General features: G+C 58.6%; 17 protein-coding genes. 3 read left to right on the forward strand and 14 right to left on the reverse strand.

Going from position 1 to position 15,618, the window contains the following annotated elements; translation table 11 throughout:
• Positions 1-8: 8 nt before the first annotated feature.
• Genes trbH through trbB form a run of 10 tightly spaced genes read right to left on the reverse strand, consistent with a single transcriptional unit; the run spans position 9 to position 8,320 of the window.
• Positions 9-467 (reverse strand): conjugal transfer protein TrbH, encoded by a 459-nt coding sequence (gene trbH, locus ACIK7D_RS25625; RefSeq protein WP_400157972.1) that lies wholly within the window; start codon positions 465-467, stop codon positions 9-11.
• Positions 467-1,330, reverse strand: coding sequence for a P-type conjugative transfer protein TrbG (gene trbG, locus ACIK7D_RS25630; RefSeq protein ID WP_400157864.1), 864 nt, complete (start codon positions 1,328-1,330; stop codon positions 467-469). Before trbG ends, trbH begins: the two co-directional genes overlap by 1 nt.
• Complete coding sequence (locus ACIK7D_RS25635; protein WP_400157865.1) at positions 1,327-1,989, reverse strand: conjugal transfer protein TrbF; 663 nt, start codon at positions 1,987-1,989, stop codon at positions 1,327-1,329. The genes trbG and ACIK7D_RS25635 overlap by 4 nt, the downstream gene beginning before the upstream one ends.
• 18 nt (positions 1,990-2,007) lie before the next feature.
• Positions 2,008-3,201: a P-type conjugative transfer protein TrbL gene (gene trbL, locus ACIK7D_RS25640; RefSeq protein WP_400157866.1), complete on the reverse strand. Its 1,194-nt coding sequence runs from the start codon at positions 3,199-3,201 to the stop codon at positions 2,008-2,010.
• Entirely contained in the window at positions 3,195-3,413 is a 219-nt protein-coding gene (gene trbK / locus ACIK7D_RS25645) for an entry exclusion protein TrbK (protein WP_400157867.1), read from the reverse strand. Before trbK ends, trbL begins: the two co-directional genes overlap by 7 nt.
• Positions 3,410-4,219, reverse strand: coding sequence for a P-type conjugative transfer protein TrbJ (gene trbJ / locus ACIK7D_RS25650; protein ID WP_400157868.1), 810 nt, complete (start codon positions 4,217-4,219; stop codon positions 3,410-3,412). The genes trbK and trbJ overlap by 4 nt, the downstream gene beginning before the upstream one ends.
• Positions 4,191-6,653, reverse strand: coding sequence for a conjugal transfer protein TrbE (locus ACIK7D_RS25655; protein ID WP_400157869.1), 2,463 nt, complete (start codon positions 6,651-6,653; stop codon positions 4,191-4,193). The genes trbJ and ACIK7D_RS25655 overlap by 29 nt, the downstream gene beginning before the upstream one ends.
• A 9-nt stretch (positions 6,654-6,662) precedes the next feature.
• Positions 6,663-6,962, reverse strand: a complete 300-nt coding sequence (locus tag ACIK7D_RS25660) for a conjugal transfer protein TrbD (RefSeq protein ID WP_400157870.1) — start codon at positions 6,960-6,962, stop codon at positions 6,663-6,665.
• Positions 6,955-7,359, reverse strand: coding sequence for a TrbC/VirB2 family protein (locus ACIK7D_RS25665; RefSeq protein ID WP_400157871.1), 405 nt, complete (start codon positions 7,357-7,359; stop codon positions 6,955-6,957). Before ACIK7D_RS25665 ends, ACIK7D_RS25660 begins: the two co-directional genes overlap by 8 nt.
• The gene (trbB, locus tag ACIK7D_RS25670; RefSeq protein ID WP_400157872.1) at positions 7,349-8,320 is read right to left on the reverse strand and encodes a P-type conjugative transfer ATPase TrbB; all 972 of its coding nucleotides are present in this window, start codon (positions 8,318-8,320) and stop codon (positions 7,349-7,351) included. The genes ACIK7D_RS25665 and trbB overlap by 11 nt, the downstream gene beginning before the upstream one ends.
• A 448-nt stretch (positions 8,321-8,768) precedes the next feature.
• Here trbB and repA point away from each other — a divergent pair, with 448 nt between their 5' ends.
• The 3 genes from repA to repC all read left to right on the forward strand — a co-directional run bounded on the left by repA (position 8,769) and on the right by repC (position 12,488).
• Positions 8,769-9,956 carry a plasmid partitioning protein RepA gene (repA, locus tag ACIK7D_RS25675; RefSeq protein ID WP_400157873.1) on the forward strand — a complete coding sequence of 396 codons (1,188 nt, stop codon included), beginning with the start codon at positions 8,769-8,771 and terminating at the stop codon, positions 9,954-9,956.
• Positions 9,957-10,054: 98 nt separating this feature from the next.
• Positions 10,055-11,014, forward strand: coding sequence for a plasmid partitioning protein RepB (repB, locus tag ACIK7D_RS25680; protein WP_400157874.1), 960 nt, complete (start codon positions 10,055-10,057; stop codon positions 11,012-11,014).
• Between the two features lie 172 nt (positions 11,015-11,186).
• On the forward strand, positions 11,187-12,488 hold the full coding sequence (gene repC / locus ACIK7D_RS25685) for a plasmid replication protein RepC (RefSeq protein WP_400157875.1): 1,302 nt from the start codon (positions 11,187-11,189) through the stop codon (positions 12,486-12,488).
• Between the two features lie 121 nt (positions 12,489-12,609).
• Here repC and ACIK7D_RS25690 read toward each other — a convergent pair whose 3' ends face one another.
• From ACIK7D_RS25690 to ACIK7D_RS25705, 4 genes are all read right to left on the reverse strand, one after another.
• Positions 12,610-13,698 carry a hypothetical protein gene (locus tag ACIK7D_RS25690; RefSeq protein WP_400157876.1) on the reverse strand — a complete coding sequence of 363 codons (1,089 nt, stop codon included), beginning with the start codon at positions 13,696-13,698 and terminating at the stop codon, positions 12,610-12,612.
• Positions 13,699-13,867: 169 nt separating this feature from the next.
• Positions 13,868-14,155, reverse strand: a complete 288-nt coding sequence (locus tag ACIK7D_RS25695; RefSeq protein WP_400157877.1) for a hypothetical protein — start codon at positions 14,153-14,155, stop codon at positions 13,868-13,870.
• A 190-nt stretch (positions 14,156-14,345) separates the two neighbouring features.
• Entirely contained in the window at positions 14,346-14,507 is a 162-nt protein-coding gene (locus ACIK7D_RS25700; RefSeq protein ID WP_400157878.1) for a DUF1127 domain-containing protein, read from the reverse strand.
• Between the two features lie 4 nt (positions 14,508-14,511).
• The gene (locus tag ACIK7D_RS25705) at positions 14,512-15,387 is read right to left on the reverse strand and encodes an EamA family transporter (RefSeq protein ID WP_400157879.1); all 876 of its coding nucleotides are present in this window, start codon (positions 15,385-15,387) and stop codon (positions 14,512-14,514) included.
• Between the last annotated feature and the right edge of the window lie 231 nt (positions 15,388-15,618).

The following is a 15,618-nucleotide window of genomic DNA, read 5'->3' on the forward strand; positions in this document are numbered from 1 at the left end:
GCCCTCCCCTAGCCGCGTTGCATGACCGAAAGCGCGCTGGCCGGCTGCGCGCCGGCGGTTGTAACGGTATACGCCCGCGCCAGTTCGACCTTGGCCGTCGACAATCTGACGAGCACCCGATCCTCGAAGGTTGCGACCGCGTAGGCCAGCGGTACGGCCGGCTTCGACGCATCCGTCTTCTCGTCAGTGACGATAGCGTATCCCCAGCCCCTCAGGGCGGCTTCAAAGGCGGGGCCAAAGGCCGAACTGTCCTGCTTTAGCGAGACGGTCCTCGTGCCCGGTCCGATTTGCTCGGCAAGGCGGCTCACCAGGTCGCCTGCGATGGCACTCGCGGCCGGCACCGAGATCTCGGCCGGCGCCTCACTCGTCGTGAGCCCTCCTGTCCCGACCGCCTGGCATCCGGCAAGTATGAGGGCAAGGGAGCAGACGGCGACGAGGCGGATGGGGCTCGCACGGAAGGATAGCATCAACGCCCACTCCGACGGATGGTCACCTTTTCCTGACGCCAGCCGACGCCTGAGACCAGAACGGCGCGGTCGACGTGGTAGTCCACGACCATCAGGTCGCCCTTCATCCGGTAGTTGACTACACGGTTTTGCCCGCCGGAGACGACAAAGAGCACCGGGGCGTCCTGTCCGGAAATCGATCGCGGGAACTGGATGTAAGTTTTATGCCCGTCCGAGTAGACGCGACTTGGCCGCCAGCCGGCGCGGCCCGAGACCGAGTAGGCGAAATTGAGCTGCTCTGCCGGAACGCCCCCGCCGGGAATGCTGTTCGCCTCGATGCGAGCGTTGATGTCGGCGAGCTTCGCCGACACGTCTTCTGGATATTCGAAGCCAACGCGCGCCATATACTGTTGGGCGTGCGATTTGAGCTGAATGTGATAGGTGCGGCGCGATGTCGTCACCACCATAGAGGTGACAAGACCGGGCTCGGTTGGCTTGACGATCAGATGGATTGCCTGTCCCCCGGCGGCGCCCGAAGTCGCGGGCTCGACCTTCCAGCGTACCGTGTCACCGACAAGCACATCGCGTACCACTTCGCCCGGCTGGAGCTCGATGTCACAGACCTGAAGGGGCGAGCAGACGACGGAGGGCTGTACCTCCCCGAACAGGAAGACGACCTTTCCATCCGCGCCTTTGGTCACAAGCCCTTTGCTCCCGCGCCACTTTCCAGAAATACCTATGCCCTTCGCTTCGTTGGCCGTCACACCGTTAGCCTGGGCTTCAGGAACGGAGAAGAAACTAGCGGAAAGAAGAGTGGCGGTGGCGAGCAGCGCGCCCGTGACTGTTGCATTTCCGGTGATCATGTCCGAGGCCATGCCTTTCATAGTTGGGCGGTCCAGTCGAAGTCGCGGACATAGAGCCCGATTGGGTTGAGACGGATGACGCCCTCATCTTGCGGCGGGGTTAATGTGACGGTGGCGATTCCGCGGAAGCGCCGAAGGGCCGTCTCCCGACCGCGGCGGTCGCGCTCGAACTCAGTCCAATCGATCTGATAGGACTGGTTCGACAAGGCCACGATGTTGTTGACCTCGACGGCCACCGTAGCGTTCTTCGCTTTCTCGAAAGGGGTGTTCGAGCGAAACCAGCTGTTGACCTTTTCGGTCGCCGGATCTGAGCTGCGCAGTAGCGCATAGGTCCGATCAATGTACTGTTTCTGGACAACGGCGTCCGGCGTCACGCTTCGGAAGTTAGACACGAAGCTGCCGAGCGTCGCCCGGACCACGCGCGGGTCGGCATATTCGATCTGCTGCGGAAATCCTGCACTAGACGCCGTGCCGAGCTTGTCAACCTCGACGATATACGGGATCAGCTTGACCTGCGTGCTCTGATAGAGCGCATAGGTGAAGCTGATCACCGCCATTGCCATGCCGGTGATGCCGACGATGCGCCAGGCCGCTGCGGCCTTGACGTAGGATCCGTAACGTTCGTTCCATTCGTTTCTCGCGGCGAGATAGGGATTGTCGGGCGGCGTACGTCCGGCCATGCGGGAGAAGTCTCCTAATCACTTGTTTGTATCGATGGGCGGAAGTGGCGGCTTGGATTCTTTGCCCGACTTTCCGGCGTGCTCGAGCTTCGCATTGGCGAGACCGAGCAGCGATCCAGCATAGGCGCCCGGCGAGGCGATGGCCTTTTCCTTGGCGGCAGACCCTGCCGCCGCTCCGGCCTGGCCAATACCTTCCGCCATACCGCGCAGTGCCGCGCTTGCGAGCGTCGAGCCCCCTGCCCTGGCCGCACTTGCCGCCTGGAGCCCCTTTGCGCCTGCGCCCCCAGCAAGAAAGGCTGCGCCGGCCGCGAAGCTTGCCGCCTGCCCACCATGGCGAATCGCCTCCATGCCGCCGGTGACCGACGCACCCTGCACCACACCCTGAATGATGGGAGGGACATACATGGCGATGATGAAAACGACTACGGAGATTCCGGCGATGGCGATTGTGGTGATGAACTGGTCAGAGGTCGCCGTCGGCGCCTCGGCCAGCCCAAGAAGGATGTCCGAGCCGATCTTGGCGATCATCACGAGCGCCATGAGTTTCATTCCGACCGAGAATGCGTAGATCAGATAACGAACGGCAAAATCCTTGGTGTAGGAGCTGCCGCCCAGCCCAAGCATGATCATCCCTGCCAGCAAACCGATATACATCTCGACCATCACCGAAACGAAGATTGCCGCCACGAGCGAAAACGCGATGACTACGATGACCATCGCGAACACGGCCGCAATCGCCAGCGCGTTATCTTCCCAGAGCCCGAACTTGGCCTGTTCTGACATCTTCGACGCGACGCGGATGCCAGCGTCGAAGATATTAGCGGGCGAGGCCGATCCCCCGGCCGCGCCGATCTGGAAGAGGCTATCGACCACTGCCTTCGCAAGCGCCGGGCCACGATCAAGGATGAAGGCGAACAGGCCGACAAACATAATTCTTCGCACCAGTTCGGCAAACCACGCGTCCATGGAGGCGGCGTTGATAGCCAGCCAGACGGCAGCAATGCCGATCTCGATGCCTGCAAGTATCCAAAACAGGGAGCGAGCCGCATCCATGATCGTCGTCTCCCATCCTCGGGCGGCGGTGACGACTTGGTTCTCCAGCGTAGTGAGGACGGAGCCCTGCTGTGCAAGAACCGGCGCTGTCGCGACGAGTAGGGTCGCGATAGCGATAAAGACCATTCCGAGCTTGCGGGAGGCGGAGACGGCTACCATCGCGGTTTCATCTCCTGTCCGCCGCGCACATCCCGATCTGGATCGCCGCCAAAGAACCGATCATGGTGCCTGTTGGTCTCGACGTCCGACCCGCGAGCCGCCCACGTCCCGTCCATGTTGGTCTGCGGATTAACGAAGACCAACAGCGTGAGGGTGCCACCGAAGGCCACGATGCCGGCGATGAGGAGACCGATGAGGAACCGTGCACTCACCACCGAGGCTCCATCGTCTGGCCGCCACGAATGTCTCGAGTCGGCGCATTGAAGAATTGTTCGCGGCGGGCCTGCGCAAGATCCTTTTGAGCCTGCTCAGACTGGAACCACGTTCCCATCATCGTCATCTGCTGGGAAACGAGCCCGCGCAGCTTCTGCATCTGCGCGACCTGTTGTGCGGCGATCTGATGGCCGACCTGAAGTGCCTTCATCTGGCCGTCCGCCGACTCGGACATCGAGCGCAGCGAGGCAACCGTGGCCTCCTCGCTCGAGAACTGCTGCGCCGTGAGATTAGCGGCCTTCAGTGTGCCACCGATCGTGTCGCGATTGGTGTCGGACCACCGCTGATACGACGAGGAAAAGCTTTCGCCATCTGGAAGATTGGATTTCATGTCGGCGAAACTCTGGAAACGCTGCTTCAGCACGTCATCGATGTTACCCATCGAAAAGGCGATGCCCTGTCCTTGGCTAACTATCCGTTGGAGCTGCTTGAGATCGTTCTCGACCTCACCCCAGGTATGGTTCGGAAGCTGTGCAGTGTTTTGCAACAGGTTATTGTAGATATTGATCTGGTTCTGGATCTGCTCGGCAAGCTGCGAGATCTGCTTGATCTGGTTGTTCACCTGCTCGGCCGATTTCCCGACCAAGCTGATGAGTTCGGCATTGTTGGCAAGCTGCGTCCATTCCGTCGCCGCGCCGGTGGCGCTTCCGGCATGAACAGGAGGCGACTGGTAAAGTGAGAGCATGAATGCCGCGACCGCCACGGTTCGTGCTGCCCTAAGCGGCAGATAGGCGCGCTTCGGCATCGGCGATCCCCCTTTGCTGGAGCCAATGGACGGGCCAGTCGGACCCGTGTTCGCGGAAAAGAGCGTGGATACGCTTTAGATCGTCTTTGCCGGAGGCGCCCACAAATGAAAGTGCCACCGGGCCGAGCGCCATGTCGAATAGCCTTCGACCGTCCGGGGAAGTCATATAGTATTCATGCTTGGGCAATGCGTTTGCGACGATCTCGATCTGGCGGGAATTGAAACCAATGCGCTCGTAGAATTCGCGCGTGCCGGGCTCCCTCGCCGCGCCGTTGGGAAGGCAGATTTTGGTCGGGCAGCTTTCCTTGAGAACGTCGATAATGCCCGAACGCTCGGCATCGGAAATCGACTGAGTGGCGAGGACTACGGCACAATTGGCCTTTCGCAACACCTTAAGCCATTCACGGATTTTGTTGCGAAAGACCGAATGGCCGAGCATCAGCCATGCCTCGTCGAGGATGATGAGACTGGGCGCCCCCGTCAACCGCTTCTCGACACGGCGGAATAGGTAGGTCAGCACCGGTACGAGATTGCGTTCGCCCATATTCATCAACTCCTCGACTTCGAAACACTGGAATGCGCCGAGTGCCAGTCCATCCTGTTCTGCGTCGAGCAACTGTCCCATTGGCCCGTCCACTGTATAGTGGTACAGGGCGTCCTTGATTTCGCGGATCTGTACCCCCGAGACGAAGTCGGATAGCGACCGTCCGCGGGATGCAGCGAGCAACCCGATCTGGCGCGAGATGGCGTTGCGATGATCAGACGTGATCGTGACGCCCTGCAGCGCCACCAGAATTTCGATCCATTCCGCCGCCCATGCGCGGTCGCTTTCGCTGGTGAGTTCGCCCAACGGGCAGAATGCAAGCCGACTCCCCTCCCCTTCTCCCGACGGGTCACCACCGATCTCGTAATGGTCGCCGCCGATGGCGCTCGTCAGCGGTAGCATTGAGCGCCCCTTGTCGAAGGCGAATACCTGCGCGTTCATATATCGGCGAAACTGGGCGGCGATCAGCGCCAGCAAGGTCGACTTCCCTGATCCGGTCGGGCCAAAGACGAGCGTGTGACCTACATCGTCGACATGGAGGTTCAAGCGAAAGGGCGAGGAACCGCTTGCCACCTGCATCAGCGGCGGCGATCCTGTGGGATAAAACGGGCACGGCGCCACCGGATTTCCCGACCAGACAGAGTTGAGTGGTATCAGATCAGCAAGGTTGCGCGTATTGACCAAGGGTTCGCGGATGTTGGCATAGGAGACCCCCGGCAGGCTGCCGAGAAAGGCGTCGGTCGCATTCAGCGTCTCGACGCGCGCACCGAAGCCCTCCGCTTGGATAAGTCGGCGAACGGCTTCGCACTTTTCTTGGAGGCGTAGCTGAACCTCGTCGAAGATGACGACGACGGACGTGTAGTATCCATAAGTGACGAGTTGCGACGAAGCCTCTGCAATCGCGTCTTCGGTCTCAGCCACCATCATCATGGCATCCTGGTCGACTGAGCGGCTTTGCGTCTGGAACAGCTGGTCGAAGAAGGGACGGACCTTCTGCTGCCACTTCTTGCGCGTGCGCTCGAGTTTTGCCCTCGCCTCTTCCGCGTCGAGAAAGACGAAACGTGACGACCAACGGTAGGTGAGCGGCATCTGATCAAGTGTGTTAAGGATACCCGGCCAGCTTTCTGCCGGAAGCCCGTCGATGGCGACGACCCCGAGATAGCGGCTCTCTATTGTCGGTGTCAGACCGTGCTGGAGTTCGGCCGTGACCAGCCAGTCCAGATACATCGGAATCTCGGGCAGGCGGATCGGGTGATTTTCCCCGGTGATACAGAATCGGATGAACTGGAAGAGCTCGTCATAGCGCGCGACTCGGTACCCACTCCGCTCTTCGACTTCCTGCGTGACCATCCGGCGAATGGAGACGACGTTGGCAAGATATTGCTCGATCTCGCGGATTGAGGTGCGAAAGCTGTTCAGCGCAGTATCTGCGTGGGATGCCGAGCGGCTGGGCGCGTCAGAATAAACGTAGCGCGTCATAGCCGATCTCCGTGGCTCCGGCGGCTGCCAAGTGAGGATCAGCGCATGTCGGCTCTCGAAATGCCCCCTGTCGCGCTCGAAATGGGCCCGGCGCTCCGCGTCGATTGCGCGTGTCACCGCGTCCGGGAAGTGGCACGCGCTTTCAGCCGGGTAGTCCGTCGTGGGGATACGTGCGGCCTCGACTTGGAGCATCCAGCCTGAGCCAAGACGTGAAAGGATTGCGTTGATTTGTCGGCTGACTTCGTTGCGCTCCGCGTCGGTTGAGCTTTCACTGTCGGGGCCTGCGAAGTACCAGCCGGCCAGGAGGCTGCCGTCCTTGAGCAGGATCACGCCGTTGTCGACGAGGCCAGCGTAAGGGACGAGATCGCTGAAGGACGGACCCGAGTGGCGGAATCGTTTCAAGGACACCATAGGGGTACCTCAGTAGCGCCGCCAAGGCGTCGAAGTGGCCCGGTAGTGGGGCCTATAGGAGACGTGTCGAATATAGACACGACGCATAAGTGGATCGGCTTTTGCCATCATGCGCAGTACCGCTACCGTAAAAGACCAGACGGCAGCGCCGAAAAGTGCTGCATACCAGGTAAGGACGACAAAAATCAGGATTACTGCCGCCAGCCCGGCCAGAAGGACGAGCTCGCGATCAGCGCCCATCAATAGGCTCGGCCGCGACAGGGCACGATGTATGCGCGAGCGGGTGAGTACTGATTCGACCTCAGCCATGGGCCCCCTCCCCCGCATGCACCAGCGACGACGTCCGGTCGGGCATTGAAGATATCGCAGCGAACTCTTCGCCGATCGAGGCGCCAGTCGCCCCGAAAAGCGCCACAATTTGTGTCGCGCCGAGAAGAACGCCGCCGACGAGGGCGATGTAGCAAAGCCTCCGCGCGAAATCGTTGAGTTCTCCGCCAAAAATCAACATGCCACCGGCAATAGCGACAGCGGCCAGAGCTATGAAGCCGGCAACCGGGCCGGTGATCGATTGCTGGATTTGTTGAAGCGGAGTTTCCCATGGTAGACCGCCACCGCCTGAGGAAGCCAGCGAGGGATCAGCAGAAACAAAAAGCACGAATATGGTCAGCGCGCCGCCGACGGAGGCGAAGTATTGCTTATGCGGCATGGGTATCCTCTTCGGTTTCGGCGTAGTGGTCGATTTGGTACTGAGTGCCGTTGTGCCCTTCGACGTGAATGACTTCGCGGACGCGCCTGGTACGGCCAGCTCGTTCGATCGACACGACAAGGTCCACCGCCTCTCCGATGACCTCCTTCATCGGCTGTTGGCTAACTTCGGAAGTCAGCTGCTCAAGGCGGCGTAGCGCGGACTTCGCGTTGTTTGAATGAATTGTGGTCACGCCCCCCGGGTGGCCCGTATTCCAAGCCTTGAGCAGAGTGAGGGCCGCGCCGTCACGGACCTCGCCGACGATTATGCGGTCGGGACGAAGGCGCATGGTGCTCTTCAGGAGCCGGGCCATGTCGACTTGATCGCTGGTGTGGAGGCAGACTGCATTTTCAGCCTCGCATCGGATCTCGGCAGTGTCTTCAAGGACGACGATACGGTCCGCAGGTGCGTTTTCGATAATTTCCGCGATAACAGCGTTGGCCAGTGTGGTCTTTCCCGACCCCGTTCCACCGGAGATGACTATATTGAGGCGAGATTCAATCGCACTGCGCAGAACGTTTGCCTGGGCCTCCGTCATGATCTTGCTCCGCACATAATCATCGAGTGGGATCAGGCGTGACGCGCGCCGCCGGATGGTGAAGGCAGGCGAAGCGACGACCGGAGGCAGCAGGCCTTCGAACCGGTGACCGCCAATAGGCAGTTCGCCAGAGATGATTGGCTTTTCGTCATCCGCCTCGGATTGCAGTGCGTGGGCAACGCTCCCAATCACGACTTCTGCCGCTGCGGCCGACAGCTCCCCTGCCGGTGCGATGCCATGCCCCAAGCGTTCGATGAACAGCCTCCCATCTGGATTGCACATGATCTCGACCACGGTCGGGTCATCCAGAGCGACGCACAATTGGTCGCCAAGCGCTTCCTGAAGCTTGCGAACGAGGCGCGAATGGGATCGCAGCTGTGTCATCGGCGTGCGTACCCCGCCCCTCTCCGGCGCTGGTTGTGGGGTTTTGCTACAGGTGTGGCCACGACCTCGTAGAGCGCGCACAGCGCGGAAGATACTGACATGAGTCTGCTCCGTGACAGGACAAATCACGGGAAATGAGCATCGAAAGCCGAGTCGTGGCTACGTGCAGATTTGCACTGATTCTGGCGGAGGAAGTCCTCAGTGGTACTTCGTGACAGCAGGAAACCTGTGGGTGCAAATTTGCACCTCGTGCTCGGCGGCGCGTCCGAGTAAGACGCAAGCTGTTGAAAGTAAACAGATATGTGTCCGACTGGGCCGTTTGCTCCCGAGTTCTATTAACCTTTTGTTAACCCTATTTCGCTTGCCAGCGTGGGAGAATCGCGGATACTGGCGCTAAATTCAGCCTAATGGACAATTTGGCGCTATTTTTGTGAAAGGGACTCAAAGTATGCCCGCCCTGCCGTCGTTCGAATTCGACGACAAAATCCTCAAGCAAGGCGCGGAAATTTCGCGCAAGCTCGATCAGCTGCGCCAAGAGAAATTTCCGCCCGACGCCAAAAAAACCTTGCGTCGCTTTTCGATGGCGGAGGCCGCACATTATCTTGGTGTCAGTCCAAACAATCTCAAGCGACTACATCTCGAGGGGAAGGGTCCGGAGCCTGAGATTGCTGCTGGAGGGCGGCGATTCTATAGTGCTGAGCAGATGATAGAAGTCCGGCAATATCTTGACAAGAACGGACGGTCGGACGCGAAAAAGTACCTTCCCTTTCGCAAAGGCAGCGAGAAGCTGCAGGTGATCGCGGTCGTAAACTTCAAGGGTGGTTCAGGGAAGACAACGACGGCGGCGCACCTGGCGCAGCATCTGGCGTTGACTGGACACCGTGTACTCGCGGTCGACCTTGACCCTCAAGCGTCGCTGTCTGCATTGCACGGGTTCCAGCCGGAATTGGACAAGAACCCGTCGCTCTATGACGCAATCCGGTATGACGACAAGAAGCAGTCGATACGGGATGTCATCCTGCCGACCAATTTCCCCCTTCTTGACATCATTCCCGCGAACCTCGAGCTTCAGGAGTATGAGTACGATACCCCGCTGGCGATGCAGGAATCGAAGGAAGGAAAGCGTTTCTACGTTCGACTTGCCTCATCACTTAGAGACGTCGATGAGAAGTATGACGTAGTGGTGATCGATTGCCCGCCAGCACTCGGCTACCTGACTCTTACGGCACTCACTGCCGCCACCTCTGTGCTAATTACCGTGCATCCCCAAATGCTCGATCTCATGTCCATGAGCCAGTTTTTGTTGATGCTTGGCAACATCACGAAGACAGTGAAAAACGTTGGCGCAAATGTGAGTATGGATTGGCTGCGCTACCTTATCACTCGATATGAGCCAACGGACATCCCACAAGCGCAGATGCTTGGATTCATGCATTCGATATTAGCAGAGGAGATTCTCAGAAATCCCATGCTGAAGTCGACCGCAATCTCTGATGCGGGTTTGACGAAGCAAACTCTTTATGAGGTAGAGCGCTCCCGCTTCAACCATCAAACATACGACCGCGCGATTGAAGCTTTGGATGCGGTCAATTTCGAAATCCAGGGCCTTATTCATCAAGCGTGGGGAAGGCTCTAGTGTGACGGCCGTAAAAAGTGGAGAAAAATGCAGTAGCATCAATAATCTAGCTGAAATTCAGGTGCGTTATGGCTCGAAAAAACCCGTTTGCTAATCTCATGGACAGTCCCGAGGTGCCGGCCTCGGAGGATGTCGCTCTCAATTACACGATAAAAGGCGCATCACGTTCCTTCATCAGCTCAATCGACGAAATGGCGGCGCGAGCTGACAGCGTTCTTCAGGGTGAGACCGTGGTGGAGCTCGATCCGGAGACTGTCGACGTCTCGTTTGTCCAGGATAGGATCGGTGCTGACGAGCATGATTTTCGAGATTTGCTCGAGGCAATACGTGACCGAGGACAAGACAGCCCGATTCTTGTGCGCCCTCACCCCCGCCAGTCGGGACGCTATATGGTCGTATTCGGCCACAGGAGATTGAGAGCTGCAAAGGAGCTCAAGCGCAAGGTCCGCGCGGTTATCCGGGAGATCAAGGATCGGGACCATGTCGTAGCTCAGGGGCAGGAGAATTCGGCTCGAGAGAATTTGACATTCATCGAGCGCGCTCGATACGCCGCCGCATTGGTCGGGCTCGGCTTTGACGAAGACAATAGTACCGTCATGGCAGCGCTTTCCATCGATCGGACCACGCTCTCGAAAATGCTGTCTGTCGCAGGTTTGCCAGAGGCCATCCTCAATTTCATGGGCGCTGCCAAGGGAGTCGGCCGCGACCGCTGGTATGAGCTGAAGCAACTACTCGATAATCCGGCGTTGCTTTCAACGGCACTGGATTATGTCGGGCAATCGCAATCCGCATCCCTCCAGGGCCCCGACGCTTTCAACGCCTTGATCACACATCTGAAAGCAGCGAAATCCAGGAAACGCTCCAAGCCCAAGCCTGTGAAACGTAGCTGGGCTCCGGCTGACGGAACGCTATCCGCCGATATCATTTCCGAGGGCAAACGTTACAGCCTTGCTCTCAAGGCCAAGGGAGCCGATGCAGGCTCCTTTGGAGACTATCTGTCCGAGCACCTCGACGAACTCTACGAGGCGTTCAGGCAGCAAGCGATGCACAAACAGTAACGGAGATTGACCAGCAAAAGAAAAAGGCCCCCGAAACGACGTCCCGGAAGCCCTTCTCTGTGTCTAGCAACCCGAGAATCGCATTTCCGAGAATCACAGTCAAGAGTCCCGTGAGGGATTAAGCGCCGTTTCGGCGAGCAAAATTCTTTTGCCGAGAAAAAGGTGAAAGAAAATGCAGACACATATCTCTACGACGCCCTTCGGGCGGCGATCGATGACGCTTGGCCAAATTTCAAGCCAAATGGCTGCCCGGGCGAGCAAGCCTGACGTCGTTATCAATAAGTGGCAGGTCTTTCACGATATCCGTGAGGCCCGTGAACTCGTTGGCGCGACTGATCGCGCGCTTGCAATATTGAATGCGCTGCTAACTTTTCATCCGGAGAGCGGGCTTGCGGGGGGCACTGAACTTGTCGTCTGGCCGTCCAACGTCAACCTCATGGCCCGTGCAAACGGTATGCCAGCAACAACGCTTCGGCGCCATCTCGCGGTCCTGGTTGATTGCGGGCTTGTCATCCGTCGTGACAGTCCGAACGGTAAGCGCTTCGCCAGGAAGGGCCGAGGCGGCGAGATCGAGCAAGCCTACGGGTTCGACCTCTCACCAATTGTGGCCCGAGCTGACGAGTTTGCTGAACTCGCTGAACAGGTCCGAAACGAGAAAAAGGCCTTACGGGTATCCAAAGAGCGTCTGACTTTGCTTCGCCGTGATGTCGCAAAGATGATTGAGACCGCGATTGAGGAGAGGGTCCCCGGCGACTGGGCGCGGGTTCACCAGGCTTACCAGGCGATTGTTGGGCGGCTCCCACGAACGGCGTCGCGGCAGATCGTGGATGATGTCTGCGTTGACCTTCACGCCCTGTACACGGAGATCCGTGAGGTATTGGAAACATTCGCAAAAACTGGGAATCCGGACGGCAATGAGTCCCATTTTGGGCGCCACATACAGAATTCAAATCCAGAACCCAATTTTGAATCAGAAAACGGCTTTAGAAATAAAAAAGAAGCGGATGGCGACAGTGAGCATTGCGACAAAGTTCGTAGCTTGCCCAAGCGGGACTTGCCTCTGGGTATCGTCGTAGACGCCTGCCCAAGCCTCGGTGAATTGGCCCGAGACGGCGAAATTCGGAACTGGCGTGATTTTTTGGCCGCCGCTGACCTCGCCCGGCCGATGTTGGGGATCAGCCCAAGCGCATGGCGCGAGGCAAGGGAGGCGCTTGGCGACCAGCACGCTGCCATTACACTGGCTGCCATCTATCAGCGGCATGAGCAGATTTCCAACGCGGGTGGGTACCTGCGCAGCCTAACCGAGCGAGCGAGAGATGGTAAATTCTCGACTTGGCCCATGGTGATGGCGCTGCTCCGGGCAAAGCTTGATACGCAAAAGCCAACTGAAGCAGGCTTTGGGCTCGTCGACAAAGCCGAGACGGCGGTATCCGGCGCTCTTCTGCGAACCCTTCAGAAGCCTAGCCCGCGATGAGTTGGCTATGAGTAAGGAGGCTCAGGAACCTTGGCCGCTCTTATGGTGCTTACGTTCGCCTTGATGGCGCCCACCATGGAAGACCCTGATGAGTTTTCGCCGCCGACTTATAGCTTGCTCGTCAGGTTTGGAGCCCAATTGTAGGATTATCCTCTCTGTCCAGCGTATCGAGGATTTGGAGGTATTGCTCATAGGCATCTGCTTCACTAGCGATGATGGCGAGCCTGCAGAGCTGACCAGGATGGGCTTGATCAAAAACCATTCGCAGAGCGTCTTCGGGACTTTGTGCTCGAGCGGCGACATGCTCGTCAGCAAGCGACGTCATCAGGTGCGTCGCGAAGTCTGAGCTTTCACTCAAGACAGCAGTTGTCGTGGGCGAATGAACTTTGGCTACATCCTTGAATAGGGGTGGGAAGGGGGCCGAGATCGTTTTAGCATCTAAGTCCTTGGTGTTGTTCTCGTAAAAAACATACGACGATCGACAGCTGTTTTGGCCAAGAAGCGCATGCTGATAACCACGAGCGTGATGTTTCTGCGACACGTCGGCGTTCGGCCGCACGTAGCGCTTCGCCTGGAAGAGCAGGGGGATGATTTTCCGGTCTGATGGCTGTGCAACGGCCCCAGGCTGGAGGCCACGTCCGTCAACATCGAGAATGATCGCGAAGTCCCCTCCTGTGGCTTGTTCGCCCCCTAGAATCGAGTGATCGATGAAATCAAGCGTGAGTGTTGTGCGCCTACGCTCCAGAGCAGCATCGACGACGTCACTCCACTGCCTACAGCTTAACTTCAGGGCTTCGAGAAGTCCGCCCGAGAGATGCGCCTCCGACCGGGGCGCCATGCAATTCATTTGCGTCGCCAGCGCTGCATCGCGAGCCGCAAAAAAAAGACACCAGGCAGTGAGATCTCTGAAGGATACGGGATCGCAGAACAGGTTCGCGGCAACAGAATTCACATCAGCCATCAAGTTCGGAGAATCGCGCTGCAGCGTTATGTACAACGCGAGCCCCGCATCGGAAAAAAGGCTGCTCCAGTGTTGTGCCAATATCGCCTGAAAGTCGGCAGCAGCACTTGGCGCCCCACGACGAAGGAAGCGATCCCCACTCAGGTGCACCAAATTCCGCTGACGTTTGGCGACCTCATCCTTGGCTTTGAGTATCTCCTCGATGGTGAACCCGAATGCGTCAAGATATGACCTGATGCCGTCCGCCACATACTTCTCCTTGGTTGTTGTGGCTTGCTCGGTATCACGTACTGGTTGCCGACCATTTAATGAGCCCCGAAAAGTGTGATGGCGTGGGTGTCATTCGGTGGACATGTAACAAAATTGTTTCTGAGCCAGGGGGCGTACGCCAAAAGATATGAAAAGGCCGGCGCCGGCATCAATCGATCTCGACGTCTGGTCGCCAGCGGCGGATAACCTCGATGATCTCCGGTTTATAGGCGTCCGGATAAACGACGTCCTCTTCACGCGCGAGCCAGGTGAAGATCGTCACCATGTCTTCGCATATCGCTGGATCAAGGTTGGTAAGATCGGCAAAGTCAAAGCCGCCATGCACATCGGCGTTCCACCACGCGAGGATAAAGTTGGCAACGCGCCGGCTCTGGCCGGTATCGCGATGTGCGACGTTAAGCAGCTTTTCGAGGGCGAAACGGACGCGGTCTTCCATGTATGGGAGCCTTTGGGCAACGTGGTCTGTGCCGGAGATTAGGGTCTTTTGCGACCCCTGTCGATTTACTATCGATACCTGAAAATTATCGTAAAAATACGTGCACCACGAAGCTCCTGTCTGTTGCTGGTAATGATGGCGACGCATTGTTGCCGACGACCAGAAAATCGTGAATCTCCTTGGCCCCTTCTTACCGCCAGAAGGGTTTTCGGCCTTCCCGCATAGCCGCGCTTCTACTGATCCCAATGTCACGAAGCTGATCGTCGTCCATATCGCGGAGCTTGCGGCGCTGACGATGCCGATCAGGCCAGATATGAAGAACTAGCCTGGAGAATTGACGTAGCCACACCATATGATCAACCTCCTGACAGGAGGATGACGCCAGCGATCAGCACCCCGCATCCGGCGAGGCGCCAAGGGCCGACCTTCTCGCGCAGGATCACCATGCCCATGAGCGCACCAACCATCATCGACATTTCGCGCATGGGGGCGACCAGGCTGAGGGGAGCGCCCGAGGTCAGCGCTGCCAGCACAAGGATGTAGGACAGCGGCGAGAGCAGGCCGACGCCGAGCGCGATCCACCAGTAGCCGCGCATAGCCCCAATGGCGCGGCGGGGATCAGCGATCACGAGCGGAGCCAGAAGAAAGAACCGCAGCAGGTTCGAGAACCAGTCCAGCACGACCGGTGCGATTCCAAGGGCTTTGACGGCGTAAGCGTCAACCACAGTGTAGGACGCGATCAGGGTGCCCGTCGCGGTGCCCCATCGTATGCCCGATTGCCCGCCCGGACGCCGGAAGGCAGACAGATCGCCCTGCGTGGCGATAAGACCGATCCCGGCCACAACCAAAAGCAGGCCCACCACGCCCTGACCCGATGGCGTTTCACCGAGGATGAGGAACGCGCCCAGCGTGGAAAGCATCGGTCCCGTTCCGCGTGCGATCGGATATACCACCGAGAGGTCCGCGACCTGATACCCCCGTTGCAGGCACAGACTGTAGGCCAGATGAATCAGGCCGCTGAGCAGCAGGAAGGCGACGCCGATCCACGTCCAGACGATGCCGTCGCCCTTCACGAGCACGTAGAGCACCCACGGCGCATAGGCGACGCAAGCAATGAGATTGTAAGCAAAGACGAATATCGTGCCGACCGATGCGGCCCGTTTGGAAAGCAGGTTCCAACTTGCATGGATGAACGATGCAAGGACAACAAGTAGCAGCGAGGCAATAGCCATCGAGACCTCCTTTTTCGCCATAGGCGCTGGTTGATCTCGACTTCTCCTCCTCTGGGATTTTGTCCCTCGGGTGCAGCCGCGGAACTCCCACGGTTTGTGCAACGCTCGGTCCAGCGACGGTGCTTCCGCCCGGAACCCTAGTTGCCACTCGGTCGATGCGAAGACCTTACGCGATCTTACCGGCAACGATCAAGCGCCTTCCCAAATCCCGAACCTGTGTGCAGTGCTACC

Origin of the sequence: Agrobacterium sp. P15N1-A (genome assembly GCF_044626815.1) — a bacterium.
In the GTDB taxonomy this organism is placed as follows: domain Bacteria; phylum Pseudomonadota; class Alphaproteobacteria; order Rhizobiales; family Rhizobiaceae; genus Agrobacterium; species Agrobacterium leguminum.